Source organism: Micromonospora sp. CPCC 206171, from assembly GCF_036906755.1.
Taxonomy (GTDB): domain Bacteria; phylum Actinomycetota; class Actinomycetes; order Mycobacteriales; family Micromonosporaceae; genus Micromonospora; species Micromonospora purpureochromogenes.
In genome coordinates, this window is sequence record NZ_JBAKHT010000005.1 from 236,961 (window position 1) to 262,864 (window position 25,904).

The 25,904-nt window shown below is 74.4% G+C and carries 24 protein-coding genes, 1 tRNA gene and 3 pseudogenes; 18 read left to right on the forward strand and 10 right to left on the reverse strand.

The window, feature by feature from the left end; translation table 11 throughout:
* Positions 1–126: 126 nt before the first annotated feature.
* Both V6U89_RS09535 and V6U89_RS09540 read right to left on the reverse strand, forming a co-directional pair.
* Positions 127–1,794: an alkaline phosphatase D family protein gene (locus tag V6U89_RS09535; protein WP_334570379.1), complete on the reverse strand. Its 1,668-nt coding sequence runs from the start codon at positions 1,792–1,794 to the stop codon at positions 127–129.
* Between the two features lie 261 nt (positions 1,795–2,055).
* Positions 2,056–2,643, reverse strand: a complete 588-nt coding sequence (locus V6U89_RS09540; RefSeq protein ID WP_334570380.1) for an NADPH-dependent FMN reductase — start codon at positions 2,641–2,643, stop codon at positions 2,056–2,058.
* An 82-nt stretch (positions 2,644–2,725) separates the two neighbouring features.
* On the opposite strand from V6U89_RS09540, the gene V6U89_RS09545 reads away from it, so the two are divergent.
* The 5 genes from V6U89_RS09545 (at position 2,726) to V6U89_RS09565 (ending at position 7,114) form a co-directional block, all read left to right on the forward strand.
* Positions 2,726–3,202, forward strand: coding sequence for a MarR family winged helix-turn-helix transcriptional regulator (locus V6U89_RS09545; protein ID WP_334570382.1), 477 nt, complete (start codon positions 2,726–2,728; stop codon positions 3,200–3,202).
* A 171-nt stretch (positions 3,203–3,373) separates the two neighbouring features.
* Positions 3,374–5,851 carry a transketolase C-terminal domain-containing protein gene (locus tag V6U89_RS09550; RefSeq protein ID WP_442933899.1) on the forward strand — a complete coding sequence of 826 codons (2,478 nt, stop codon included), beginning with the start codon at positions 3,374–3,376 and terminating at the stop codon, positions 5,849–5,851.
* Positions 5,852–5,962: 111 nt separating this feature from the next.
* Positions 5,963–6,400, forward strand: a complete 438-nt coding sequence (locus V6U89_RS09555) for a DUF3052 domain-containing protein (RefSeq protein ID WP_154942662.1) — start codon at positions 5,963–5,965, stop codon at positions 6,398–6,400.
* A gap of 82 nt (positions 6,401–6,482) precedes the next feature.
* Positions 6,483–6,950: a peroxiredoxin gene (locus V6U89_RS09560; protein ID WP_210776123.1), complete on the forward strand. Its 468-nt coding sequence runs from the start codon at positions 6,483–6,485 to the stop codon at positions 6,948–6,950.
* 89 nt (positions 6,951–7,039) lie between these two features.
* Positions 7,040–7,114: transfer RNA gene (locus V6U89_RS09565), tRNA-Val, on the forward strand.
* Position 7,115: 1 nt separating this feature from the next.
* Here the strand turns inward: V6U89_RS09565 and V6U89_RS09570 are convergent.
* Entirely contained in the window at positions 7,116–7,265 is a 150-nt protein-coding gene (locus V6U89_RS09570; RefSeq protein ID WP_334570384.1) for a hypothetical protein, read from the reverse strand.
* 305 nt (positions 7,266–7,570) lie between these two features.
* Between V6U89_RS09570 and V6U89_RS09575 the strand changes: the two genes are divergently transcribed.
* The 3 genes from V6U89_RS09575 (at position 7,571) to V6U89_RS09585 (ending at position 9,338) form a co-directional block, all read left to right on the forward strand.
* A complete protein-coding gene (locus tag V6U89_RS09575; RefSeq protein WP_334570385.1) occupies positions 7,571–8,230 on the forward strand; it encodes a HEAT repeat domain-containing protein in 660 nt (219 codons plus the stop codon).
* 36 nt (positions 8,231–8,266) lie between these two features.
* A complete protein-coding gene (locus V6U89_RS09580; RefSeq protein ID WP_334570386.1) occupies positions 8,267–8,437 on the forward strand; it encodes a hypothetical protein in 171 nt (56 codons plus the stop codon).
* 103 nt (positions 8,438–8,540) lie between these two features.
* On the forward strand, positions 8,541–9,338 hold the full coding sequence (locus tag V6U89_RS09585; RefSeq protein ID WP_334570387.1) for an alpha/beta fold hydrolase: 798 nt from the start codon (positions 8,541–8,543) through the stop codon (positions 9,336–9,338).
* A gap of 173 nt (positions 9,339–9,511) precedes the next feature.
* Here V6U89_RS09585 and V6U89_RS09590 read toward each other — a convergent pair whose 3' ends face one another.
* The 4 genes from V6U89_RS09590 to V6U89_RS09605 form a co-directional block, all read right to left on the reverse strand.
* Positions 9,512–10,258 (reverse strand): SDR family NAD(P)-dependent oxidoreductase, encoded by a 747-nt coding sequence (locus V6U89_RS09590; RefSeq protein ID WP_334570388.1) that lies wholly within the window; start codon positions 10,256–10,258, stop codon positions 9,512–9,514.
* 64 nt (positions 10,259–10,322) lie between these two features.
* The gene (locus V6U89_RS09595; protein ID WP_442933894.1) at positions 10,323–10,532 is read right to left on the reverse strand and encodes a DNA-binding protein; all 210 of its coding nucleotides are present in this window, start codon (positions 10,530–10,532) and stop codon (positions 10,323–10,325) included.
* A gap of 79 nt (positions 10,533–10,611) precedes the next feature.
* The gene (locus tag V6U89_RS09600) at positions 10,612–11,547 is read right to left on the reverse strand and encodes a phosphotransferase family protein (RefSeq protein WP_334570390.1); all 936 of its coding nucleotides are present in this window, start codon (positions 11,545–11,547) and stop codon (positions 10,612–10,614) included.
* Between the two features lie 41 nt (positions 11,548–11,588).
* Positions 11,589–12,158, reverse strand: a complete 570-nt coding sequence (locus V6U89_RS09605; RefSeq protein ID WP_334570391.1) for a dihydrofolate reductase family protein — start codon at positions 12,156–12,158, stop codon at positions 11,589–11,591.
* Positions 12,159–12,233: 75 nt separating this feature from the next.
* On the opposite strand from V6U89_RS09605, the gene V6U89_RS09610 reads away from it, so the two are divergent.
* The gene (locus V6U89_RS09610; RefSeq protein ID WP_334570392.1) at positions 12,234–12,806 is read left to right on the forward strand and encodes a TetR/AcrR family transcriptional regulator; all 573 of its coding nucleotides are present in this window, start codon (positions 12,234–12,236) and stop codon (positions 12,804–12,806) included.
* Positions 12,807–12,893: 87 nt separating this feature from the next.
* Positions 12,894–14,042: a polysaccharide pyruvyl transferase family protein gene (locus V6U89_RS09615; RefSeq protein ID WP_334570393.1), complete on the forward strand. Its 1,149-nt coding sequence runs from the start codon at positions 12,894–12,896 to the stop codon at positions 14,040–14,042.
* Positions 14,043–14,067: 25 nt separating this feature from the next.
* On the opposite strand, the gene V6U89_RS09620 is transcribed toward V6U89_RS09615, so the two are convergent.
* A complete protein-coding gene (locus V6U89_RS09620) occupies positions 14,068–14,265 on the reverse strand; it encodes a hypothetical protein (RefSeq protein WP_334570394.1) in 198 nt (65 codons plus the stop codon).
* A gap of 81 nt (positions 14,266–14,346) precedes the next feature.
* Here V6U89_RS09620 and V6U89_RS09625 point away from each other — a divergent pair, with 81 nt between their 5' ends.
* Positions 14,347–14,868 carry a DinB family protein gene (locus tag V6U89_RS09625; protein ID WP_334570395.1) on the forward strand — a complete coding sequence of 174 codons (522 nt, stop codon included), beginning with the start codon at positions 14,347–14,349 and terminating at the stop codon, positions 14,866–14,868.
* Between the two features lies 1 nt (position 14,869).
* On the opposite strand, the gene V6U89_RS09630 is transcribed toward V6U89_RS09625, so the two are convergent.
* Entirely contained in the window at positions 14,870–15,745 is an 876-nt protein-coding gene (locus V6U89_RS09630) for a carbohydrate kinase family protein (RefSeq protein WP_334570396.1), read from the reverse strand.
* Positions 15,746–15,808: 63 nt separating this feature from the next.
* Between V6U89_RS09630 and V6U89_RS30170 the strand changes: the two are divergent.
* The 3 genes and pseudogenes from V6U89_RS30170 to V6U89_RS09640 form a co-directional block, all read left to right on the forward strand.
* Positions 15,809–16,397: pseudogene (locus V6U89_RS30170) on the forward strand (ATP-dependent helicase); the annotation flags it as partial.
* Between the two features lie 140 nt (positions 16,398–16,537).
* A pseudogene (locus V6U89_RS09635) lies at positions 16,538–19,018 on the forward strand (DEAD/DEAH box helicase); the annotation flags it as partial.
* 56 nt (positions 19,019–19,074) lie between these two features.
* Entirely contained in the window at positions 19,075–19,989 is a 915-nt protein-coding gene (locus V6U89_RS09640) for an SWIM zinc finger family protein (RefSeq protein WP_334570425.1), read from the forward strand.
* Between the two features lie 112 nt (positions 19,990–20,101).
* Here the strand turns inward: V6U89_RS09640 and V6U89_RS09645 are convergent, their stop codons facing one another.
* The gene (locus tag V6U89_RS09645) at positions 20,102–20,359 is read right to left on the reverse strand and encodes a DUF3040 domain-containing protein (protein WP_179801196.1); all 258 of its coding nucleotides are present in this window, start codon (positions 20,357–20,359) and stop codon (positions 20,102–20,104) included.
* A gap of 453 nt (positions 20,360–20,812) precedes the next feature.
* On the opposite strand from V6U89_RS09645, the gene V6U89_RS09650 reads away from it, so the two are divergent.
* The 4 genes and pseudogenes from V6U89_RS09650 to V6U89_RS09665 form a co-directional block, all read left to right on the forward strand.
* Positions 20,813–22,870: a DUF1800 domain-containing protein gene (locus tag V6U89_RS09650; RefSeq protein WP_334570399.1), complete on the forward strand. Its 2,058-nt coding sequence runs from the start codon at positions 20,813–20,815 to the stop codon at positions 22,868–22,870.
* Positions 22,871–22,878: 8 nt separating this feature from the next.
* The gene (locus V6U89_RS09655; protein WP_334570400.1) at positions 22,879–24,258 is read left to right on the forward strand and encodes a DUF1501 domain-containing protein; all 1,380 of its coding nucleotides are present in this window, start codon (positions 22,879–22,881) and stop codon (positions 24,256–24,258) included.
* Positions 24,255–25,676, forward strand: a complete 1,422-nt coding sequence (locus V6U89_RS09660) for a ferredoxin reductase family protein (RefSeq protein WP_334570402.1) — start codon at positions 24,255–24,257, stop codon at positions 25,674–25,676. Before V6U89_RS09655 ends, V6U89_RS09660 begins: the two co-directional genes overlap by 4 nt.
* A 14-nt stretch (positions 25,677–25,690) precedes the next feature.
* Positions 25,691–25,904, forward strand: a pseudogene (locus V6U89_RS09665) (FMN-binding protein); the annotation flags it as partial.

Genomic DNA, 25,904 nt, shown 5'->3' on the forward strand with positions numbered 1-25,904 from the left:
CTTCCCGGGCCGCCTTCGGGGGAGCCCTCTTTCACGGAAAGCGTGGCCATTCCGCGTCGAATGGCCACGCTTTCCGTGAAAGTGCGCCCGTGGGAGTGCGCCCCGGCGTGCGCGGGCGCGGCGGGGTCAGGGGCGGGAGGTCTCCGTGTCGACCGTGTAGCGGTCCTGGTCGATGTCGGGGGCCAGGCGGGCGGTGGGCGCGGGTGGGCGGTCGTAGGTCTGGTGCAGGCCGGGCACCCGGTCCTCGATCACGAACGAGGCGCGGGTGTACGCGGGCGCGTCCGGCCGGCTCACGTACGGCAGCACCGCGAAGTCGGCCTTCAGGCGGTCGGGAGTGATCGTGGTGCGGACGAAGCCGCGCAGGTTGTTCTGGAAGCGCAGGTGCGGATTGGTCGTCAGCCACGGGTGCGAGCCGCTGGCGGAGTCGAAGCCGTCTCCGCCCGAGGTCACCGAGGAGCAGACCAGTTCGCTGCCGACCGTCCGCGAGGTCGGGTCCGCGTAGTCCAGCTTGAGGTCGCTGGCCCAGTGCGCGTGCACGTCCCCGGTGAGCACCACCGGATTGCGCACCCCGGCGGCGACCCAGCCGCGGGTGATCCGGTCCCGGGAGGCGACGTACCCGTCCCAGGCGTCCATGCTGGTCACGGTGACCGGCCCGGCGTCCCGGTCGCGCTGTGCGAAGAAGACCTGCTGGCCGAGGAGGTCCCAGCGGGCCTCGGAGCGGCGGAACCCGTCCAGCAGCCAGGCCTCCTGCTCGGCGCCGGTGATCGACCGGGCCGGGTCGGCCGCCGCCGCGCAGTCGCGGTATCCGTCCCCGCAGGCCTGGTCGTCGCGGTACTGCCGGGTGTCGAGCAGGTGGAAGGTGGCCAGCCGGCCCCACCGCAGCCGCCGGTAGAGCTGCATGTCGATGCCGCGCGGCACCGAGCTGCGCCGCAGCGGCATGTTCTCGTAGTACGCCTGGAAGGCCGCCGCCCGCCGGGCCGGGAAGTCCGGGTCCGGCGTCTCGGGCACCTCGTCGGCCCAGTTGTTCTCCACCTCGTGGTCGTCGAAGACCACCGCCCAGGGAGCGACCGCGTGCGCGGCCTGCAGGTCCGCGTCGCTCTTGTACTGGGCGTGCCGCTGCCGGTAGTTGGCCAGCGTGCGGGTCTCCGGGCCCTCGTGGCCGCGCGGCCGGTTCGGCCCGAACTCCCGCGCGTACTCGTACTGGTAGTCGCCCAGGTGCAGGATGAGCTCCGGCTCCGTCTCGGCCAGCCGCCGGTACGCCGTGAACCAGCCCTGCTCGTAGTGGGAGCAGGAGACGAAGCCCATGGCCAGAGCGGCGGGCAGGGTCCACGGCGCCGGGGCGGTCCGGGTCCGCCCGACCGGTGAGGTGTGCCCCTCGGCGTGGAAGCGGTAGAAGTACTCCCGGCCGGGCAGCAGACCGGCCAGCTCGACGTGCACGCTGTGCGCCGATTCGGGGCGGGCGATCGCCGTGCCCCGTCGGACCACCTGCCGGAAGCGTTCGTCCGCGGCGACCTCCCAGCGCACCTCCACGAGCCGGCGGGGCATCCCGCCGAGGCCGTCCTCGGCCAGCGGCTGCGGCGCCAGCCGGGTCCACAGGACGAAACCCTCGTGGTCGGGGTCGCCGGAGGCCACGCCGAGGGTGAACGGCCAGGCCAGCCGGCGGAACGTGACCCCGCCGACCGGTCCCGTCGAGCGGTTCGCGCCGGCGGCGGTCGCGGCGGGCGGGCCGGTCGTCGCGCCGACCGCGCCGAGCGCCGCGCCGGTGATCAGGACAGCACGTCGGGACAGTGCCATGTTTCCTCCCCAGGGTCCGGTTCCGTACCGACCCGGGAAGCGTCGCGAGCGTGCGTGACCACCAGGTGACGCCCAGCCCCACCCCCCGCCGACACCCGAGGAACAGCAGGCCGTCCACCCCGCTGATCACGACCTTCCCCGGAGCCGCCTCGGCGCCTTCTTTCACGGAAAACGTGGCTATTCCGCGCCGAATGGCCACGCTTTCCGTGAAAGTGCGTCCGCGAAGGCGCCAGCCTGGGGAGGGGTGGGGTGGGCGGTGGGTTAGGCGGTGGTGGTGGCGAGCTGGGTTACGCGGATCTTGGTGGTTAGGGCGTCGAGGAGGGCGCGCAGGAGGGTTTCGGTGGTTTCGTCCTTGACGGTGCCGTCCTCGGTGAGCTTCTCGTGGGCGTTGGTGACGATGATCTCCGGCTTGGTGACCACCGCGGAGTCGGTCCAGAGGAAGAGCTGGCGCAGCTGGAGCTGGGCGCGGACGGTGCCCATTCCGGTCGGCGCGGCACCGACGATGGCGATCGGCTTGTGCGCCAGCGGGGAGACCCACGAGGTGATCGGGAAGCTGGGGCGCGACGCCCAGTCGAGGGCGTTCTTCAGCACGCCCGGGACGCCGTAGTTGTACTCGGGGGTGGCGATGAGCAGGCCGTCCGCCGCGGCGATCCGCTCCCGCAGGTCCAGCACGGCCGCCGACGGCTCGGGCTCGACGTCCTGATTGAACGGTGGGATCGCGCCGAGGCCGGTGTACTGCTCGATGGTCAGGCCGGCCGGGGCGAGCCGCTGCGCGGCCCGGATCAGCGCCGTGTTGAACGACGCCTCGCGGAGGCTGCCGGAGATGGCGAGAACGGTCAGGTCGGACATGGTGGAGCCTTTCGATCGCAGATGCGTGAGCTTGCCAATAGTAGAGGTGCTCAACTATTTTCCCGCAAGTAGGATGTGAGACATGACGCAGAGCACCGCCACCGGATCCGACCTGGGCGACCGCTCCGGGCTGGCGGGGGACGCGGTGCGCCGGATCATGCACATCGCCTCCGCCATCCGGCACTACCAGGACGTCGAGATCGGCGAGCTGGGGCTGACCCCGGCGGCGGCCCGCGCGTTGGACGAGCTGGACCCCGACCGGCCGCTGCCCGCCCGCGACCTCGCCGAGCAGTTGCGCTGCGACCGGTCCAACGTCACCGCGCTCGTCGACAAGCTGGAGCAGGCCGGCCTGGTCGAGCGCCGGGTCGACCCGGCCGACCGGCGGCAGAAGACGCTGGTCGTGACGGACGCCGGCCGCCGGATGCGCGAGCGGGTGCACCGGGTGATGAGCGACTCCCGACTGCTCGTCGGCCTGAGCACCGACGAGCTGGCCACCCTGCGCGAGCTGGTCTGGAAGGTCTCCGACGGCGGCTGTCCGGAGCAGTGCGGCCCGGAGTGAGCCCGGCCGGGTGGATCGTGTCCGAGTGGGCGACCCTGGCATCCGTCGGTAATGCTGATCGACGTGACCACCCCGCAGCATCTCGACGACCGCTTCCGGGAGAGCCTGGGCGGGCTGCCCGAGCCCGAGCGGCGACGTGACCCGGCGCAGCCCGTCCGCGACGGCGCCGCGCTGACCGGGCACCAGCTGCTCGCCCTCTTCGACGCCCAGGTCACCAGCCGCCAGCTCGACCTGGCCGGCCGCTGGCTGCGCAGCTTCGGGGAGGGCTTCTACACCATCGGCTCGGCCGGACACGAGGCCAACGCCGCCGTCGCCGCGGCGCTGCGCCCCACCGATCCGGCCCTGCTGCACTACCGCTCCGGCGCCTTCTACTGCGCCCGCGCCGCCCGGGCCGCCGGCGAGTTCCCGGCCGCCGGCGGCGACGAGCCCACGCCCACCTCCGGCGCCCCCGAGGCCGATGACGCCACGCCGCCCGTGGTGGGCGACGAGCCGTCCGATGAGCGGGCGACCCGCCCGGGCCCGTTCCCCGTCGGCGGTGCACCCACGGGCGCGGCCGCCTACCAGGTCGGCGCGGACGGCACCGCCGAGGCGGTCCCCGAGCCCGCCGGCCCGGTCGCCGACCCCATCGACGTCGACCGGGCTCCCGGTGCCGGCGCGACCTCGGGCGACCCCGCCTTCGGCGCGGTCCAGCCGGACGCGTACGCCGCCGCCGCGCGGGACGTGCTGCGCGGGATGGTCGCCTCGGCGCGGGAGCCGCTCGCCGGGGGCCGGCACAAGGTCTTCGGCCGGGCCGACCTCGCGGTGGTGCCCACCACCTCCACGATCGCCTCGCACCTGCCCCGGGCGGTCGGCCTGGGCCTGGCCCTGGAGCGGCTGCGCCGGGTGGAGACCGCCGGCCGCCGGGACGGCGCCGACCCCCCGCCGCGCTCGCCCTGGCCGCGGGACGCCATTGTGGTCTGCTCCTTCGGCGACGCCTCGGTCAACCACGCCAGCGCCACCGCCGCGCTGAACACCGCCGGCTGGTACGACCACACCGGGCTGCGGATCCCGGTGCTCTTCGTCTGCGAGGACAACGGGCTGGGCATCAGCGTCCGCTCGCCGCAGGGCTGGGTCGAGCGGACCCTACGGGCCCGGCCCGGGCTGCGCTGGTTCGCCGCCGACGGCGCGGACCCGGTCGAGACGTACCAGGTGGCTGCCGAGGCGGCGGCCTGGGTGCGCCGGCACCGGCGGCCGGCGGTGCTGCACCTGCGCACCGTACGGCTGCTCGGGCACGCCGGCGCGGACGCGGAGAGCGCCTACCGCAGCGCCGCCGAGATCGCCGCCGACGAGGCCCGCGACCCGGTGCTCGCCACCGCCCGGCTGCTGGTCGGCGCGGGGCTGGCCACCGGCGGGGAACTGCTGTCCCGGTACGACGAGCGCGGCTGGCAGATCCGCCGGATCGCCGAGGAGGTGCTCGACGAGCCCAAGCTCGCCACGGCGGCCGAGGTGGTGGCCCCGCTCGCGCCCCGCCGGCCGGCCCGGGTCGCCGCGGCGGTGGCGGAGGTGGCGGCCCGGGCCGGCGGGTCGGGAGCCGGCGCCCGCGCCGAGGCGTTCGGCGGGAAGCCGCCGGAGCTGGCCGGCCCGCTCACCCTCGCGCAGAGCATCAACGCCGCCCTGGCCGACGGGCTGCTCGCCCATCCGCAAATGGCGGTCTTCGGCGAGGACGTCGCCGCCAAGGGCGGGGTGTACGGGGTGACCAAGGGGCTGCGCGAGAAGTTCGGCCCGGCGCGGGTCTTCGACACGCTGCTCGACGAGACCTCCGTGCTGGGGCTGGGCCTGGGGGCCGGACTGGCCGGGCTGCTGCCGGTGCCGGAGATCCAGTACCTGGCGTACCTGCACAACGCCGAGGACCAGCTGCGCGGCGAGGCGGCCACCATGCAGTTCTTCTCGCAGGGGGCGTTCCGCAACCCGATGGTGGTGCGGGTGCCGGGCCTGGCGTACCAGGAGGGGTTCGGCGGGCACTTCCACAACGACAACTCGGTGGCCGTACTCCGGGACGTGCCCGGCCTGGTGATCGCGGTGCCGGCGCGGCCGGACGACGCCGCGCCGCTGCTGCGCACCTGCCTGGCCGCCGCGGCGGTGGACGGTAGCGTCTGCGTCTTCCTGGAGCCCGTCGCGCTCTACCACACCCGCGACCTGTACGAACCCGGCGACGGCGAGTGGCTGGGGCAGTACGCGGAGCCCGGCGGGTGGGCGGCCGGGCACGCGCCGATCGGCCGGGCCCGGGTCTACGGCGTCGGCTCGGCCCAGGATGTCACCATTCTCACCTTCGGTAACGGGGTGCGGATGTCGCTGCGGGCCGCCGCCGTCCTGGCCGACGAGGGGATCGGCACCCGGGTGGTGGACCTGCGGTGGCTGGCCCCGCTGCCGGTGGCGGACATCATCCGCGAGGCGTCGGCGACCGGCCGGGTGCTGGTGGTGGACGAGACACGCCGGTCCGGCGGCGTCGGCGAGGGGATCATCGCGGCGCTGGTCGACGCCGGATATGTGGGTGCTGCGCGGCGAGTGGCCGGAGTCGACTCGTTTGTACCATTAGGTCCGGCCGCCCGTCAGGTTCTGGTCTCCGAGGAAGCCATTACCCAGGGTGCCCGTACGCTGCTGGCACGGTAAATTCCGTTCCACCCGGTGCGCCACTTGCGCGTGGGCCCGCAACTGTGTGGACTTTGCCTGACGGCGTCGCACGACGCCGCGAGCAGGGATGAGATGAGGAGGCACGCGACAGTGAGCGCGACCGCAGGTCAGGCCGCCGACGGGGTACGCAGCCTGGCGGACCGGTTCGGGATCGAGCCGGGGATGGTCGTCATGGAGATGGGGTACGACGATGACGTCGACCAGGATCTCCGGGACGCCCTGACCGACCGCTGTGGAGATCTGGTCGACGAGGACACCGACGAGGTGGTCGACGCGGTGCTGGTCTGGTACCGCGACGGCGACGGTGACCTCTTCGAACTCCTCGTCGACGCCCTCGGCCCGCTGGCCGACGCCGGAGTCGTGTGGCTGCTGACCCCGAAGGCCGGCCGCGACGGGCACGTCGAGCCGAGCGAGGTCGCCGAGTCGGCGCAGACCGCCGGGCTCCAGCAGACCTCGACGATCAACGCCGGCCGGGACTGGAGTGGCGCCCGCCTGGTGCTGCGGCGGGGGTCCAAGGGCAAGAAGTAGTCTCCCCGCCCGTGACCCGGCGGCGGTCGCCGCCGGGTGTGGCAGGCTGATCCCACCTCCAGACTCAACCCAAGGAGCTCGCATGCCCATCGAGGTTGGCGCCGAGGCGCCGGACTTCGTGCTCAAGGACCAGAACAACCAGGAGGTCCGGCTCTCGGACTTCCGCGGCAGGCGCACCGTGCTGCTGGTCTTCTACCCGCTCGCCTTCACCGGCATCTGCCAGGGCGAGCTGTGCGAGGTGCGGGACAACCTCAACGAGTACGTGAACGACGACGTCCAGGTGCTCACCGTCAGCGTCGACTCGGTCTACAGCCACAAGATCTGGGCCGAGCGCGAGGGCTACCAGTTCCCGCTGCTGGCCGACTTCTGGCCGCACGGGGCGGTCGCCCAGGCGTACGGCGTCTTCAACGACGTCGCCGGCATCGCCAACCGGGGCACCTTCGTCATCGACAAGGCCGGCGTCGTCCGGTTCGCCGAGATGAACATGCCGGGCGAGGCGCGCGACCAGGAGGGCTGGCGCAAGGCCCTCGCGGAGGCCGTCGCCGCCTGACGACAGCCGCTGACCGGGCACACCGTTCGACCGGGCCGGAGGCCGGCAGGTAAGCTTGCCACCCTCCGGCCCGCCGTACGGGGCGTTCCGGGCGCGTAGCTCAGTGGGAGAGCACCCGCCTTACAAGCGGGGGGTCGCAGGTTCGAAACCTGCCGCGCCCACCACTCACCGCAGTACGAGATCCAGTGCGAGCCAGTCGGCCAGATCCCTGAGCTCATCGTGGACGGCGGCGGTCACGGCCCGGTCGAAGGCGACGTCCTCGTGGATCGCGTCGACCCGCAGCGCCCCGGCCGGGCGGTCGACGGTGGCGTCCACCTTTCCAGGGCGGCCTCAGCTCGGCGGGCGAGTACGGCGACCCGAGGCGACTCCACGCCACGAGATCGGCGTTCGGCGCGATGGCGGCGGTCGGGTCGATCTGGAGCAGCGTCAGGCGGCGCACCAGGTCGAGCAGGTCTGCCGGCCGCGAGCTGTCCAGGAGCTGTGCCCGCACGGCGATGCGGCGCGCGTCGATGCGGGAGAGCTCGTGGACCGCCACGAGCCGAGGCTAGAGGACAGGTCCGACCGGAGGCCACCTTCCGCCGGACGCGTCCCGCGCAGCCGCGGTCGCCGATACTCAGGTGATGGCGCCCTCGCGAGGTCCGGTGGACCTGTCGGAGCTGTCCACCGCCGAGCTGCTCGCCGGCGCGCTGCGCGAGGTGTCGCAGGACGATCCGGACCATCCGATGCCCCACCTGGTCGCCCTGCACGGGCGCCCGACGCGGGAGGTGTGGGACGCCGCCGTACGCCTCGTGGCGCGCGCCGATCCGGCGGAGCGGGAACTCGGCGTCCGGATCCTGCGCGAGCTCGGCGACCCGGATGACGCCGGGCGCCGGCCCTTCCGCGGCGCGACCGTGCCGCTGCTGGTCGAACGGCTCGGCCACGAGGTCGATCCCCGGGTGCTGGGCTGGGTGATCTCCGCCCTCGGGTACCACCATGCCCGGGAGGCGCTGCGGGACGTGCTGCGCTTCGTCGACCATGCCGGTGGGCCGGTCCGCTTCCACGTCGCGGCGGCGCTGCCGGCACTGGTGGACGAGGGCCGGGCGGAGCCGGAGGCGGTGCGGGCGTTGCAACTGCTGTGTCGGGACGACGACGCCGACACGCGCTACTACGCGCTGGTCGCGCTCGTCGAGGAGGTCTCCGGCGTCGATCCCGAGCTGATCACCCGGACGCTGACCGGTCTCCTCGACGATCCCGACGAGCAGATCCGGGAACTCGCGGTGACCCACATCGGGGGCGGCTGACGGTTCCACCCTGCCGGCCGGCGCCACACTGACGGGGTGAGCGCGCGGCGGGTGGTCGCCGCGCTGGTCGTCGCCGTGGGTGTCCTCGCCTGGTACGCCGGCCGGGGGGCCGCGCCCGTGCTGGTCCGCTGGCAGACCGATCGGGCCGACGCGGACAGCATCGCCCCGCCGCTGCCGCCGCTGCCCGACTCCCCGTTCGCCCGCTGAGCCCGACCGGTACCCGGGGAGCTGACTGCTGCCCCCCGAGGGGTCGTGGGGCGTTGTCAGGATGGGGACGGGACGGCACGGAGGCGAACGGGAGGCACCGCCGGTGAGCTACGCGGACGTCAACGGTCTGCACCTCTGGTACGAGACGCACGGCAGCGGCCGGCCGCTGGTGCTGCTGCACGGCGGGTACGGCGCGGTGGAGATGTTCGCCCCGGTCCTGCCCGCTCTCGCGCAGCGGCGGCAGGTGATCGCCGTCGACCTCCAGGGGCACGGGCGCACCGCCGACGTCGACCGTCCACTGCGGTACGAGACGATGGCCGAGGACGTCGTGGCCCTGCTGCGGCACCTCGACCTGTCCGGAGTCGACGTGCTCGGCTACTCCCTCGGCGGCGGGGTGGCGCTGCGTACCGCAATCCAGCATCCCGGGCTGGTCCGGCGGCTGGTGCTGGTCTCCACCCCGTGCCGGCGGCAGGGCTGGTATCCCGAGGTGCTGGCCGCGATGGCCGGCCAGGACGAGCGGGTCGGTGAGCAGATGCGGGGCACGCCCCCGCACGAGCTGTACGCGCGGATCGCCCCCCGGCCCGAGGACTGGCCGCGGCTCTGGGCCAAGGGTGGCGACCTGCTGCGCCGCGAGTACGACTGGTCGGCCGAGGTCGCCGCGCTCACCGTGCCGACCATGCTGGTCTACGCCGACGCCGACTCGATCCCGGTCACCCACATGGCGGAGTTCTTCGGGCTGCTCGGCGGCGGCCGGCGGGACGCCGGCTGGGACGGCAGCGACCGGCCGGCGTCCCGGCTGGCCGTGCTGCCCGGCCTCACCCACTACGACATCGTCGCCGCACCGGCCCTGCCCGCCGCCGTCCTGCCGTTCCTCACCCACGAGGTCCGTGCACCGCAGTGAGCGGGCCGGCCGGTCCCGATCACCGCCCCCGGGTCACACAACCCGGGGTGATACCTCAGAGGCATCAAAATGACTCTGAGGTATCACGCTCGTGGGTCCGTCCGCCCCCAGACCGTGGTGGCTGCCGCGGCACCGGCTCAGCGCCCCGGCACCGCGGCATCCGCCCGCCGGGCTCAGCTGGTGAAGCCGCCGTCGACGGCGATCACCGCTCCCGTGACGTAGCCGGCGTCGTCGCCGGCCAGGTGCGCCACCGTGGCGGCGATCTCCTCCGGCGCGGCGTACCGGCCCAGGGCGGTGAACCCCCGGATGGCGTCGGCGTTCGGTCCGTCGGCGGGGTTGGCGTCGGTGTCGGTCGGCCCGGGGACGACCAGGTTCACCGTGATGCCGCGTGGCCCCAGCTCGCGGGCCAGGCCCCGGGTCAGCCCGGTGAGCGCGGTCTTGCTCATCGCGTACGCGGCCAGGCCGGGGAAGACGGCCCGCTCGCCGACGTTGCTGCCGATCGAGATGATCCGGCCCCCGGCGGTCATGTGCCGCACGGCCGCCTGGGCCGCGACGAACGGCGCCCGGACGTTGACCGCGATGGCGCGCTCCAGGTCGTCGGCGGTGAACTCGTCGATCGCGCCGACCAGGAAGGCCCCGGCGTTGTTCACCAGGATGTCCAGCCTGCCCAGCTCGTCCGCCGTCCGGTCCACCGCCTCCCGCAGCGCGGCCGGGTCGGCGCTGTCCGCCCGCACGGCGATCGCCCGCCCGCCGAGCGCCTCGATCTGCTTCACCACCGTCGCCGCCCGCTCGGCGTCGCGTTGCCAGGTCACCGCCACGTCGGCGCCGTCGCCGGCGAGGCGCAGCGCCGTCGCCGCCCCGATGCCCCGCCCACCGCCGGTCACCAGGGCCACCTTGCCGTCCAGAAGTGTCGTCGTCATGCATCCCAGCATCGGCGCGGACGGGCCTGCGGTCTGGCGGCGATCGGACGCCTCGTTCGGCCGGTCAGCCGTCGGCCCGCTCCCCGGCGAGGCTCAGGCCGCGATCGCGCAGCGCCGCCCGCAGTACGCCGATCGCCTTCGGTCCCATGCCGTGCAGGGCCCGCAGTTCCCGCTCGGTGACGGTGGTCAGCTGGTCCAGCCGGGTCCAGCCGGCACCGGCCAACGCCCGCCGGGCGGGCGCGCCGACCGCGTGCGGGATGTCCATGTCGCTCACCTGACGGCTCCTTCCCGGCGGATGACACGTCATGGTGTCACGGCCCGGACCGGTGTCGCGCCGGTCGGCGGCCTGCTGATCAGCCCAGTCGGCGGCGTACCCAGGGCAGCAGGGCGTCCGCCTGGGCCTGCTGGAACGCCCGGACGGTGGGGATGCCGGGCGGAGGCGGCCGCCGGGCGCCGTCGGTGAAGAAGCCGGCCAGGCCGGCGTAGACGCCGGTCAGCGCGTCCGGGTCGACGGCCGCGGTCAGCGGAAGCCGGCGCAGCAGCGCCTCGGTGTCGTGCCCGCCGTGCAGCGCGACGTTGACCAGCAGCAGCGCGGTGTCCAACCAGGCCGGTCCCCGGCAGGCGTGCGGCCAGTCGACGACGGTCACCGCGCCGGCCGGGTCGACGAGCAGGTTGTCGGCCCGGAGGTCGATGTGGCAGAGCGTGTCGCCGTCGAGGGCGGCCAGCCCCCGCGCGGCCGAGGCGCGCAGGTCGGCCAGGTGCGTTCGGGCCCACGGATCGAGGTCGGCGGGCGGGTCGGCGGCGATCCGGTCCCAGCCGGTGAAGTCGTACGTCAGGCGCTCGACGGCGGTCGGCGCGTGCCGGACCGGGTCGGGGGTGAGCGCCGCGGCCATCGCCGCCAGCGTCTCGAGCACGGCGGTCAGCTCGTCGGCCCGCCACGGGGTGGCCGGGTGCCGGCCTTCGACGTCCGCGAAGACCAGCGCCACCCACTCGCCGTCGTCGTGGCGCCCGAGCAGCCGGGGCGCCGGGGCGGACGGCGGTAGCGCGGCGGCCACGGCCCCCTCGGCCCGGTGCAGCGCGACGCTGTGGGCGTTGCGCGCCCGGCTGACCGCCTTGACGAAGGCGCGCCGCCCGTCGGCGGTGCGGACCCGGTCGGCGGTGCCGGGAGAGAAGCCGCCCGGCTGGGACACCGCCTCGACCACCCGGTCGCCGAGGACGTCCTGCACCGCCGACCGGACGTGGTCGGGCAGGTCGGCCCAGCCGATCCGGGTCCTCACCAGCTCACCCATCCGCCCAGCGTGGTGCAGGGCCGGGCCGGTGGGCAACCGCGTTAGCCGGCGAGGTAGCGCAGCACGACGACCCCGCTGTCGAAGGGCCGGGTCTCCACCAGCCGGAAGCGGCGCGGGTCGAACTCCCGGTCGACGATCGGCACGCCCCGGCCGATCAGGACCGGGTTGAGCTTGACCACCAGCTCGTCGACCTCGGGCAGCAGCTGGCCGGCGAGCTGTCCACCGCCGGCGAGCCAGATGTCGCCGCCGTCGCGCCGCTTCAGGTCGCGGACGAACTCGACCGGGTCGGCGTCGACCAGCTGCACGTCCGGGTAGTCCGCCGGGGGCAGCGAGCGGGAGAGGACGTACTGGGTCAGGTGGGCGTACGGGCTGGTGACGCCGATGGCCAGCCCCGGGTCGTAGGTGGCTCGGCCCATCACCACCGCGTCGAAGCGGCCCGCCGGCCGGTCGATGCCGAACCGCTCGTGCGTGAAGGTGGGGAACGTCTGGGGCCAGGTCGCCACCAGGTGCTCCTGCACGTCGGGTTCGAGCGGGAGGAAGTCGTACGACCCGTCGGGGGCGGCGATGAAGCCGTCGACGGTGCTGGCGACGTAGTACACGAGCTTGCGCAACCGAACTCCTGAATCACTACTGTTGTCGTGGTTGAGAAACTACAACACCTGTCGTGGTTCCGCTAGGGTGAATCCGTGGCGAGAAACGTGGAGCGGCGGATGGCGCTGGCCGATGCCGGGTTGCGGGTGCTGGCGGCGACCGGGGCGCGGGGCCTGACCCACCGCGCCGTGGACGCCGAGGCCGGCGTTCCGCTCGGTACGGCCTCGAACTACTTCCGCTCCCGCGACGCCATGCTCGGCGCGCTCGGCGAGCGGATCATGGAGCGGTTCGCCCCGGACGAGCGCACCCTCGCCGAGCTGGGCGCCCGGGAGCCGTCACTGGAACTGTTCACCGACTACGTGCGCTACATCGTCGAGCGCACCACCGCCCAGCCGGAGCTGACCCGGGCGCTGATCGAGCTGCGGCTGGAGGCGGTGCGGCGGCCGGAACTGGCCCGGATCCTCGGCGACACGCTGCGCCGCGGCTACCGCGACGACGTCGCATTCCACGTCGCCGCCGGGCTGCCCGGCGGGGCGTTCGAGGTGGCCCTGCTGCACTACGCGCTGGACGGGCTCCTGCTCGATCTCCTCACCACCTCGATCGACGCCGGTTTCGACCCGGACGAAGTGGTCTCCGCCCTGGTGTCCCGGCTGGTCGCCCGCGCCTGAGCACGCCCCCGCCGCCCCGTGCGGCCCGAGGTATGCCACCCGCCGCAGCGGGAAACCGCCTGCGACGTACCCCGGGAGGAGTGACGGATGAGAGACGGCGCCGGCCTGACCATCGGTGTGCTGGGCTCGTACGGCGGACGCAACCTCGGCGACGAGGCGATCCTGACTGGTCTCCTGGCCGACCTGCGCGAACAGGAACCCCACGCCCGGATCATCGTCTTCTCCCGCAACCCGTCGCACACCGCGCTCGCCCACCCGGACGTGGAGGCGGTGCCCTGGGAGGGGGTCAGCCGGGTCGACTCCGCGGAGGTGCTCGCCCAGCTCGACCTGCTGATCCTCGGCGGCGGCGGCATCCTGTACGACCGGGAGGCCCGCCGCTACCTGCGCGTCGTCCGGGTCGCCCAGGAGCGGGGCCTGCCGCTGCTGACGTACGCGGTGGGGGTGGGACCGCTCAGCGACGGGGTCGACACCGGCATGGTCCGGGAGACCCTGGCCGACGCCATCGAGGTGACCGTGCGGGACCAGGAGTCCCGGATGGTGCTGGAGGAGGCGGGGCTGCTCAATCCGATCACCGTCACCGCCGACCCGGCGTTCCTGCTGGAACCCGAGGACTTCCCCGCCCGGCTGCTGCGCGAGGAGGGCGTGCCCGCCGGCAAGCGCCTGGTCGGACTGAGCGTCCGCGAGCCCGGCCGGGCCGCCGAGCGACTCGACGTCGACGGGTACCACCGGCTGATCGCGCAGATCGGCGACTTCCTGGTGCAGCGGATCGACGCCTACGTTCTCTTCGTCCCGATGGAGCGCGACGACATCCGGCACTCCCACGGCGTGATGTCCCACATGATCGCCGCCGACCGGGGCCGGGTCCTGCACGGCGACTACTCGCCCCGACAGGTGCTCGGCCTGATGAAGCACTTCGACCTGGCCGTCGGCATGCGGCTGCACTTCCTGATCTTCGCCGCGATGGTGGGCACGCCGTTCCTTCCCCTGCCGTACGCGGGAAAGGTCTTCGACCTGGCCCAGCGGCTCGGGGTGCCGGCGCTGCGGGGCGTGGAGCGGGAGGTGGAGGGCCCGCTGCTCGCGGAGGTCGACCGGCTCTGGGACGAACGCGAGTCCCGGGCGGAGTCCACCGCCCGCCTGGTCGCCGAGGTCTGCGACCAGGCCCGGGGCACCTCGCAGGTCACCCGGGCGGTGCTGGAGAGCCTGCGGTCCCGGGCGCTGGCCCGGATGGAGGCCTGACCGCCCCGGTGCCACCTCGGACCGCTCAGACCGCCGGGCCGCGCCAGCGGTAGCAGTACTCGTCGCCGACGGATTCCAGCTCGTAGATCTGCGCGTCGGCCAGCCCGCCGGGGCCGAGGTGGTGATGGGTCAGTGGCGGACGGTTGTTGCTGTCCAGCTCGACGACGACCGACTCGCCGTCCGCCGGGCCGTCCGCCAGCGGGATCCGCACCGTTGATGCCATGGGCCCATCCTGCCCCGGCGATCGCCGCGCCGCAGGATTTGCCGGCAGCGGCCCGGGCGGGCGGGGGTCTACGGTTCAGGAATGGCGGACATCGAGATCGACCCCAGGCTTGCGCCGGTCCTGGCCCGCACCGGCGACGAACGGGCCGTGCTGACGGCGTTCCTCGACTTCCACCGGGGCATCGTGCTGCGCAAGGTGCGCGGCCTGGCCGACGTCGACGCCCGCCGCCGGCTGGTGCCGTCCGCGACCACCCTGGCCGGCCTGCTCAAGCACCTGACCCTGATCGAGCGGAACTGGTTTCCGATCCTGCTCGACCCCGCCCCCGGGGAGGTCTTCCCGACCGCCGAGGAGGACGCGGCCGCCAGCTTCGCCGTGGACGAGGGGGAGACCCTCGACGCGCTCGTCGACGCGTACGAGCGGGCCTGCGCGCGGTCCCGGGAGGTAGCGGCCCGGTTCCCGCTGGAACACGTCGTGCCGCACCCCCAGCTCGGCGAGGTGTCGCTGCGCTGGATCCTGGTGCACATGATCGAGGAGACGGCCCGGCACGCCGGCCACGCCGACATCCTCCGCGAGCTGACCGACGGCGAGACCGGCGTGCTCTGAGTCAGCCGCGCGGCAGCAGCCCCGGCGGGTACTCCATCCCGTCGTGGGTGCAGGCCGCGGCGGCCACCGCCGCCGCGTAGGCCGCCGCGTCGGGCAGCGCCGCGCCGCGCAGCCGGCCGGCGACCAGCCCGGCGGCGAAGGCGTCCCCGGCCCCGTTGGTGTCCACCACCGGCGCGGCCGGCACGGTGGCCGGCACCCGTACCGGCGCGCCGCCGCCCGGGTGCAGGTCGGCGCCGTCCGCGCCCCGGGTCACCACCACCGTGCGCGGCGCCAGCCCGGCGGCCACCGCCGGGGCCCGGCCGCCCAGGTGTACGCCGCTGACCAGGACCAGGTCCGCGGCCTCGGCGAACGGACGGTGGTAGGGGTTCCGCCCGTCCCAGTCGTGCAGGTCGGTGGAGAGCGGCACCCCGTCGGGCAGCGCGGCGCGCAGCACCGGCAGCCGGTCCCGGGCCCAGTCCATGATCGAGACGTGGACGTGGGCGGCGTCGCGCACCAGCTTCGCCAGCTCGTCCTCGGCGAACGGCGCCGCCGGGCCGGTCCACGGGGACGGGTCGTACAGCGACATCCGCCGCCCGGCCGGGTCGACCAGGTTCACCGACTGCCGGGTGCCGCCCGGGTTGTCGACCAGCACCGTGTGCACCGAGGTGCGGGCCAGCGCCGCGCGTACCACCTGGCCGGCGGGATCGGTGCCGAGCACGTCCACCAGGGCGACCCGCAGCCCGAGTGCGTGCGCGGCCAGGGCCACCCCGGCGCCGGTGTTGCCGATCCGGGCCTCGATCGGCGGGACGATGAGCGAGTCGGCGGCGGGGGGCGGGATCGCGGGCACGCGTACCCGCAGATCCACCCCCAGGCCGCCGACCACGAGCAGGTCGAACATGGCGCCGACGCTAGCCGGTGGCCGCCGCCTATCCTTGGGCCGGGCGTCGACGAGGGGGAGCGTGTGCTGGTCATCCACGGGTTGTGGCTGGTCGGCGTCGGTCTCGCCGTCTGGGCGGAGGACAGCGCCGCGCCGGCCCGGGCGCCGCGCCGGCCCGGCCGGGCCCCGCGCGAGCGCCCCCACCCGTTCGCCGCCGGCCACGCCACGCTCACCGCCGCGCTGGGCGACGTCCCGGCCGGGGCCGGCTCGCTGCCGCTCACCCTGCCCACCCGGGCCGGATCCCCGCTGGACTCGCCCGAGCTGGTGCGGACCACCGTCGCCGAACCGGTCCGCGGCCCGGTCACCCTGGCCGGGTGGCGGGTGCCCGTCCTGACGTACGCCCCGGACGAGGCGCTGACCCTGCTGCGCGCACTCGACGGGGCCGCCGCCGTGCCGGGCGCCACCCTGCGCCACCTCGCCGAGCTGGCCGAGTTCGCGGTCGACCTGGTGTCCCGGGGGCGGCTGCTGCCCGCAATGGCCGAGTCGGCTCCGTGTGACGGCGGCGCGGTGGCGGTGGCCCGGGCGGTCTGGCGGCCGCTGCTCACCGGCACCGACGCCGGCTGGGCCCGCTCGCTCGCGCTGGCCCTGCCCCCGGCCGCCCGGTCCGCCGGCGGGCCGCTGTCCGTCCTCGACCCCGGACCGGCGTCGCAGAAAGCCCACCCGGCGTCCGCCGCCGGACCGGTACTCACCGATGGGCGTGGACCCGGCCGGGCCGGTGCGTCCGGCAGTCCCGGGGCGGCGGATCCCGGGGCGGGCGCGCTCGTCGCCGACGCGCTGGACGCGCTCACCGACGCCGCCGCCCGGGCAGCGCTGGCCGACACCGACCTGGCCCGGGGCGGGCGCCGCGACGGGGTGGTCGCCGGCTGGCTGACCGCGCTGTCCGGGCCGGACCGGGATTTCACCGCCGACCCCGCCGCGCTGGCCACCCTCCGCGCCGAGCTGGACGACTGGCAGCGCGACGCCGCCGGTGGGGCGGTGCGGGCCAGCTTCCGGTTGGTCGAGCCGCCGGCCGAGGAGATCGTCGAACCGCTGGTGGTGGTGCCGGCCGACCCGGCCACGGTGGTCCGGCCCGCCGGTCGCTGGCGGGTCGAGTTCGGCCTGCAGGCCGCCGACGAGCCGAGCCTGCACGTCGACGCCGCCCAGGTCTGGCGGGCGCCGGAGACCGTACCCGCGCTCGCCGGCCGTCGCGACGACCCGCAGGAGACCCTCCTGGCCGAGCTGGGCCGCGCCGGCCGGCTCTGGCCCGCGCTGGACGCCGCGCTGCGCACCCCGGCCCCGGAGGAGCTGGAGCTGGACGCCGAGGGCGCGCACCGGTTCCTGCGCGACGGCGCACCGGTGCTGCACGCCGCCGGCTTCGGGGTGCTGCTGCCCGGCTGGTGGCAGCGGCCGTCGACGCGACTCGGCGCCCGGTTGCAGGCCCGGGGGCGTACCGCCCCGGGCACCGTCGCCGGTGCCGCCGGCGGGCTCGGGCTGGACGCCCTGGTCGACTACCGGTGGGAGGTGGCGCTCGGCGACGAGACGCTGGACGCCGACGAGCTGGCCGCGCTGGCCGCGCTGAAGACCCCGCTGGTGCGGCTGCGCGGCCGCTGGGTGGAGCTGGACCCGAAGCGGCTCGCCGCCGGGCTGCGGCTGCTGCGGTCCGCCGGCGAGCTGACCGTCGCCGACCTGCTCCGGCTCGGCCTGTCCGGGGCCGACCGGCCCGAGGCGCTGCCGGTGCTGGAGGTGACCGCCGACGGGCCGCTGGGCGACCTGCTCGCCGGGGAGGCCGAACGGCGGCTCACCCCGCTCGACCCGCCGCCGGGCTTCAAGGGCACCCTGCGCCCGTACCAGCGGCGGGGGCTGGCCTGGCTGGCCTTCCTCCAGTCGCTCGGGCTCGGCGGGGTGCTCGCCGACGACATGGGGCTGGGCAAGACGGTGCAGCTACTGGCCCTGCTCGCCGGGGACCCGCCGGCGGCCGGGCCGACCCTGCTGGTCTGCCCGATGTCGCTGGTCGGCAACTGGCAGCGGGAGGCGGCGAAGTTTACCCCCGGGCTGCGCGTGCACGTGCACCACGGCGCGGACCGGGCGCGCGGCGCGGAGTTCACCGAGGCGGTGCACGCCGCCGACCTGGTGGTGACCACCTACTCGGTGGCGGCCCGGGACGCCGTCGCGCTCGCCTCGATCGGCTGGCACCGGGTGGTGGTGGACGAGGCGCAGGCGATCAAGAACGCCTCGACCCGGCAGGCCGAGGCGGTCCGGTCGCTGCCCGCGCGGCACCGGGTCGCGGTCACCGGTACGCCGGTGGAGAACCGGCTGGCCGACCTCTGGTCGATCATGCAGTTCGCCAACCCCGGGCTGCTCGGTCCGGCCGCCGGCTTCCGGAAGGCGTACGCGGTGCCGATCGAGCGGCACGGCGACGCCGAGGTCGCCGCCCGGCTGCGCCGGATGACCGGCCCGTTCGTGCTGCGCCGGCTCAAGACCGACTCCTCGATCATCTCCGACCTGCCGGAGAAGCTGGAGATGGAGGTGCTCTGCAACCTCACCGCGGAGCAGGCCTCGCTCTACCGGGCCATCGTGGACGACATGCTGGCGAAGATCGAGTCCAGCGACGGGATGGAGCGCCGCGGCCTGGTGCTGGCCACCATGACCCGGCTCAAGCAGGTCTGCAACCACCCGGCGCAGCTGCTGCGCGACGGCTCGGCCCTGCCCGGGCGCTCCGGCAAGCTGGAACGGCTGGAGGAGATCCTCGACGAGGTGCTCGCGGCGGGGGAGAAGGCCCTGCTCTTCACCCAGTACGCCGAGTTCGGCGCGATGCTGCGCGGGCACCTGTCGGCCCGGTTCGGCCGCGAGGTGCTCTTCCTGCACGGCGGGGTCGGCAAGGCGGACCGGGACGCGATGGTGACCCGGTTCCAGTCGCCGGACGGCCCGGCCGTCTTCGTGCTGTCGCTCAAGGCCGGCGGCACCGGGCTGACCCTGACCGCCGCCAACCACGTCGTCCACGTCGACCGGTGGTGGAACCCGGCGGTGGAGGACCAGGCCACCGACCGGGCGTTCCGGATCGGCCAGCGTCGCCGGGTCCAGGTACGCAAGTTCGTCTGCGCCGGCACGGTGGAGGAGAAGGTGGCCGCGATGATCGCCGACAAGCGCAGCCTGGCCGCCTCGGTGGTGGGCAGCGGCGAGCAGTGGGTCACCGAGCTGTCCACCGCCCAGCTGCGCGAGCTGTTCGCGCTGGAGGCCGGGGCGGTGGTCGAGTGACCGTCCCCGACCGCACGCCACCGCCCGGCGACCGGGCGCCGGACGCCGACGCGGGCGTGGCCGGCCGGTTCGCCGACTTCGGCCCGCCCCGGCGGGTCGACGGCGGGCTGAAGGCGCGCAGCACCCGGGGCGCGATCGGGGTCTCCTGGTGGTCGCGGCGCTTCCTGGAGGTACTGGAGTCGTTCGCCCTCGGCACCCGGCTGACCCGTGGCCGGTCGTACGCCCGCAAGGGCCAGGTGCTGCGGCTCGACGTGACGCCCGGCCGGGTCGAGGCCACCGTGCAGGGCTCCCGGGCGGAGCCGTACCGGGTCGGCATCGAGCTGCCGGTGTTCCCGGCGGCGCTCTGGGAGCGGGTCGAGCGGGACCTCGCCGCGCAGGCGTTCTTCAGCGCCCGGTTGCTCGCCGGTGACCTCCCGGCGGAGCTGGAGGAGGTGTTCGCCGACGCCGGCGCCCCGCTCTTCCCGAGCGGGGTGGCGGAGCTGACCCAGCGGTGCAGCTGCCCCGACTTCGCGGTGCCCTGCAAGCACCTGGCGGCGACCTTCTACCTGCTCGCCGAGGCGTTCGACGCGGACCCGTTCCAGCTGCTGCACTGGCGCGGCCGTGGCCGGGCCGAGCTGCTGGACCGGCTGCGTGCCCTGCGCGCCGGCGCGACCGACCCCGCCGGCGCGCCGGGACCGTCCGGTCCGGACACCGGCGCGCCGGACGCGGCCGTCGCCGGCCCGACACCCCACGCGAGACCGGTCCCGGCCGCCGGGGCGGCGCGGGTGCTCGCCGGACTGCCCGCGATCGGGTTGGACGAGGCGGTGGACCGGTTCTGGCTGCCGCCGGTGCCGCTGCCGGACCGGCCGCCCACGCTGGCGACCGGCCCCGAGCTACTGCTGCGGCAGCTCGGCGCGCCCGCGCCCGCCATCGGCGGCCCCGGTCTGCTGGAGCGGCTGCGCCGGGCCTACCGGACCTTCGGCCGGTCCTGACTCCGCCCCCGGCGGGTCGTGGACAGTCGCCGTCCGCAGTGGACGCCGACCGCCCACGATCTCGATCCGGGCGACGTGGAGGCGCCGGTGCCGGGCCGTGGTGGCCGGCGGGTCATAGCCAGCGGCGGCGGAAGCGCCACATCAGGGCGGCGTTGGCCGCCAGTACGACGGCGCAGATCGCCCCGGCCATCCGTCCGGCCAGTACGGTCATCGCCGGCAGTGACGCCCAGAGCACGATCGTCAGGATCATCAGCCAGCGCCCGCGTCGGGCTCGCGCCCGATGGTCGAGTCTCGCGAAGAACTTCGGGTCGCTCTCCCGGAGCTGCCGGGTGATCTGTTCGAATCTGCGCTGATCCTCTTTGCTGAGCATGGCGATGCCTTCCCCTCACGGCTTCAGCGGTCCGGCGGCTTACCCGCTGTTGCGGCGGCTCACGCCCTCCCGCTGCTGCCACTTTGCGCCGCCGGTGGGGCGACCGGACGCGGGTCAGGAACGGCTCAGCGCGGGCTTATCCCTTCCTTAAGTTTGACTGTGCCCGTGAACGCGGCTAAAAGCGTCGCGTGGGCCGGAAACGTTACGTCGCGGCCCGGGGGGACCGAGTCGCCCCTGCTCCGGACGTCGGTGCTCGCCAGGGCGGAAACCGGGCCCCCGGAGGGCGCGCTGAGCGGTGTCTTAAGTGCCGCCCGGAACCGCTGGTGAGCGCCTTGAAGGCCCCCCACCCCTTGGTTACCTTCCCGTAGCAACCCCCTCAGGCAACAGTCGCCGCACCCTCCGCCCCGCTCCGGTCGCAGCGTGTCGGCGCCTTGAAGAAATCGGGATTGGTGCATGGCCGACCAGAATGTGCCACCGCGCGGACCGTGGGAAGACCGCGGCTGGACTGCTGGACAACACCCCACCCCGGACGGATACCGCGACGTCCACCGCTCGACCCCGTACGCCGTGCAGTACCAGGGCCAGGTCGACCCCGGCCAGCCGCACGCCGGGTACGCCACCCAGCCGGCCCCCCGCGGCCCGCAGTGGGTCGGCCCGGAGGGCCTGGGTCGGCAGTCGTTCCACCAGCCGGCCGGCACCGGGCTGCCCCCACTGGACGACGGCGACGAGCCCGGCGGCCGGGTCGGCCGGCGGCGCGCCCTGGCCGCGATCGGCGGCACCGCCGCCGTGGTCGCCGGCGGCGCCGCCCTCGCGATGAACTCGTCGGTGCGCGGCTTCTTCGGCGGCGACGACGCGGTGGCGGGCGACGCCACCGGCACCACCGTCACCGACGGCACCGCCGCCCGTCCCAGCGGGCAACAGGCGAGCACGGTGCGCACCTACACCGAGCAGAACGAGAGCTACATGGGCTCCCGGGCCGGGGCCGCACTGAAGAAGAACTCCCCCACCGGCGGGCGGACCTTCTCCGGCCCGGCCGCCGCGGCGGCGGAGACCCCGGTGACGGTGAAGACCGTGCTGGCCAAGGACCCGGTCCGGCACCTCGCCAGCCGGGCCACCTTCGGCGCCTCGCCCAAGACCCTCGCCGACATCCGCCGGCTGGGCATCGACGGCTGGCTCCGCTGGCAGCTCGACCCGGAGAAGATCGCGCCGAGCCCGGCCGAGCTGAAGCTGGCCGAGCTGCCCAGCCTCAAGCTGAGCCCGGTGCAGCTGCGCGAGCAGCGCGACCAGCTCAACGACAAGGGCGTGCAGCCGGAGCGGGAGATGGTGGACGCCACCATCGCCCGCCAGATCTGGTCCGAGCGGCAGCTCTTCGAGGTGATGGTCGACTTCTGGAACGACTTCCTGCACGTCGCCGCCGACTTCGACGGCGGCGAGGTCTACCGCAACTCGTTCGACCGGGACGTCGTGCGGGCCAACGCGCTGGGCAGCTACCCGGAGATGCTGGTCGCCGCCAACAAGCACCCCGCGCTGCTGCTCTACCTGAGCCAGAACGACTCCCGCAAGGACGCCATCAACGAGAACCTCGCCCGGGAGAACCTCGAGCTGTACTCGGTCGGTGTCGACGGCGGCTACACCGAGAAGGACGTGCGGCAGGCGGCCATGCTCCAGACCGGCCGCGGTGTCCAGGACGGTAGGTACGTCTTCCGCGCCGACCAGCACTACCTGGGCAAGGTCAAGATTCTCGGCTTCAGCCACGCGAACGCCTCGGCGGACCCGAAGAAGGCCGACGCGGTCATCGACTCGTACATCCGCTACATCGCGCTGCACCCGTCGACCGCCCGGTACGTGGCGCGCAGTCTCGCCACCCGGTTCGTCTCGGACACCCCGCCGAAGTCCCTGGTGGACCGGCTGGCCAAGACGTACACGGTCAACAAGGGCATGGTGAAGCCGCTGCTGATGACGCTCTTCAGCTCCTCGGAGTTCTGGGCGGCGGTGGGGCAGAAGGTGCGCCGGCCGATGGAGTACCTGATCGCCACCTACCGGACGCTCAACGTCCGGCCGGAGGCGTCGCGGGGCTTCAAGTCCGACGGCGGGCGCCCGGCGTTCGCCCGGGGGCTGCGCCAGGTCCACGACAAGCTGCGCGAGCTCGGCCAGTACCCGATGGGCCAGCCCACGCCGGACGGCTACCCCGACGTCTACGTCGCCTGGACCTCGGCCGGCACCATGGTCAACGGCTGGAACGAGGCCGCCGACCTGCTCAACGGCTACCGCACCGAGTTCACCTACACCAGCGCGGAGAACCTGGTGGCGAAGCCGCCGGCGACCGCCGGGGCGTACGTGGACGCGCTCGCCCAGCGGCTGGTGCACCAGAAGCTGAGCGCCAAGGAGAAGGCGCTGATCCTCGGTGTCGCCGGCGTGCCGGCCGCCGCCAAGGTCGACGCGACGTTCAACGGGGCCGTCACCGCCGTCGCGCGGGCGATCCTCGCTTCCCCCCAGCACCACCTCCGGTGAGGCACCCGATGGAGAAGACTGTGCACTCGTTCCCCCTGCACCCCGAATGCCCCGACCTGCGGCGGCTGGCCGACGACCCGGCCGCGGCGCTGCTGCGCGCCGAGGCCGACATCGTCGCCGCCGAGAGGGCCGCCGAGGCCGACCGCTACCGCCGGCTGGAGGACCTGGAGGAGGCCCAGCAGGACGGGCGGGGGGTGACCCGGCGGACCTTCGTCGCCGGCGCCGCCGCCACCGCCACCGCGCTGGCCACCGCGCAGTTCGTCACCACCTCGGCGTCGTTCGCGGCGACCAAGACCGGCACCCTGATCCACGTCTTCCTCTACGGCGGGTTGGACGGGCTCAGCCTGGTCGCCCCGGACAACGACCCGGTGCTGGCCAAGGCGCGGCCCGACCTGCTGCTCGGCAACGACTCGCTGGCCCTGGGCCGCGGCTTCAAGCTGACCAGCGCGTTCCAGCCGCTGGAGCAGTGGCTCAAGGCCGGCCAGCTCGGTTTCATCCCGGCGGTCTCCGACGAGCGGCTGTCCCGCAGCCACTTCCAGGCCGCGGACGCCTGCAACCTGGGCGGCCTGCCCAACGAGACCGGCGGCCGGGGCTGGCTGGACAGCCTGGTCGACACCCTGGGCAAGGGCACCGCGTTCCGCAGCGTCGGCATCGGCAGCACGCTGCCCCGGTCGCTGGTGGGCACCAACGGCGCGTTGTCGATCAACAACGTCGGCTCGCTGCGGCTCAACGGCGACGAGAAGTACCGGGCGGCCACCGAGAAGGCGATCCGGGGCCTGTTCACCGGGATCAACCACCCCGTCCAGGAGGCGGTGCTCGACGGCATGGGCGCGCTGGCCACGGCGCAGCGGCTGGCGGCCAAGCCGTACCAGCCGGCGGCCGGGGTGAGATACGAGGGCGTCGGGTCCGCGTTCCAGCAGCTCGCCCAGCTGATCAAGGGTGGGGCGAACGTCCGGGTGGCCACCGTCGGCATGGGCGGCTACGACACCCACGAGAACCAGGGCACCCGCGACGGCGGCCAGCTGCACCGGCGGCTCAACGAGCTGGCCACGGCGATGGCGGCGTTCTTCACCGACCTCGGTGACCGGGCCGCCGACGTCACCGTCATGGTGTCCAGCGAGTTCGGCCGCCGGGTCGCCTCCAACAGCGGCGGCACCGACCACGGCCACGGCGGCGTCGTCACCCTGCTCTCCGGCCGCAAGCTCGCCGGCTCGCTGCTCGGCACCTGGAACGGATTGAACGATCTCGACAGTGGCGACGTACCTGAGTACAACAACATGTTCAACGTCTACGGAAGCGTGGCGCAGGGGCGGTTCGGCCTGACCAACGCCGAGGTGGACAAGATCTTCCCGAGGCAGAAGTACACCCCCATGAAGCTGTACGCGTGACGTACCAGGACACGTACGCCGGCGGCCGCCGTACCGGGAGCTCGTTCCGGCACGGCGGCCGTTCGGCCGCCCCCGTACCCCCGACACCGGCGCTGCCCCGGCGCGGGCCCGGCGGCCGACGGGCGGTGTCCGCGCTGTTCTGGCTCGGCCTGGTGGCCAGCGTGCTGCCCTGGTGGCTGGACACTCCGGCCGGCGCGCTGGCCGACACCGGCGACGTGCTCACCGCCGCCGGGCGGATCACCGGCCTGGTCGCCGGCTACCTGCTGCTGGTGCAGGTGCTGATGATGAGCCGCCTCGGCGCGCTGGAACGCTGGCTCGGCGGCGAGCGGATCTCCCGGCTGCACCGGGACGTCGGCGCCACCCTGCTCGTCGCGGTGCTCGCTCACATGTCGCTGCTGCTGGTGGCCTACGCCGAGGCCGACGAGCAGTCGGTGGTGGGCGAGGTGGGCGTGCTGCTGCGCGACTACGAGGACATGCTCTCCGCGTTCGCCGCCGCCGGCATCATGGTGCTGGTCGGCCTCACCGGCGTCCGGGCGATCCGCACCCTGCTGCCCTACGAGCTCTGGTACCACCTGCACCTGACCAGCTACGCGGCCCTGCTGCTGGGCTTCGGCCACCAGTTCAGCAACGGCGCCCAGCTCTTCCAGCCCGGGCCGGTGCGCACCGGCTGGATCACCGCCTACCTGCTGGTGGTCGCGGCCCTGGTCTGGGGGCGGCTGGTCGCCCCGCTGCGCTTCAACCTGCGCCACCGGCTCCAGGTGGCCGACGTGGTGGCCGAGACCCCGGACACCATCTCGATCTACCTGACCGGCGCGCGGCTCAACCAGATCGACATGCTGGGTGGGCAGTACTTCCGCTGGCGGTTCCTCACCCGCGGCTGCTGGTGGCAGTCGCACCCGTTCTCGCTCTCCGCCGCGGCCAACGGCCGCTGGCTGCGGCTGACCGTCAAGGTGGTCGGCGCGCACACCGCCGACCTGCGCGACCTCGACCCGGGCACCCGGGTCTGGGCGGAGGGACCGTCCGGCACCTTCACCGCCGCGCACCGCACCCGGGAGCGGGCCCTGCTGATCGCCGGCGGCAGCGGCATCGCCCCGCTGCGGGCGATGCTGGAGGAACTGCCGCCCGGCGCCGCGCTGATCTACCGCGCCCGCACCCCCGCCGACGTGCTGCTGCACCACGAACTGGACTGGCTCGCCCAGGCCCGCCAGGTCTCCGTCTGGTACGTCATCGGCTCCCGCGACGACGCCGGCCCCCGCCAGGTGATGAACCCGGAGGGGCTGCGCCGGCTGGTGCCCGACGTGGCCCGCCGCGACGTCTACCTCTGCGGTCCGTCCGGGCTGGTCGAGGAGTCGGTGCGGGTGCTGCGCGCCGCCGGCGTGCCCCGCCGGCAGATCCACCTCGCCACGTTCGAGCTGTAGAAAGGGCACCCGACATGCGTCGCGCGATCCTCGCGATCACCGGTCTGGCCGCCAGTACCAGCGCGTTGGTGGTGCTCAAGGGCTCCCCGGACGCCAGCCAGGTCGCCCAGGACCTCCCGGCCGACCGGGCGTCCGTCGCCCCGGCGGCCGGCGACCCGGGCGCGGCCGGCGGGGTCCGCCCGGCGCCGCGCCCCTCCGCCTCCGGCCGCGCCCCGGCGGCGCGCCCCA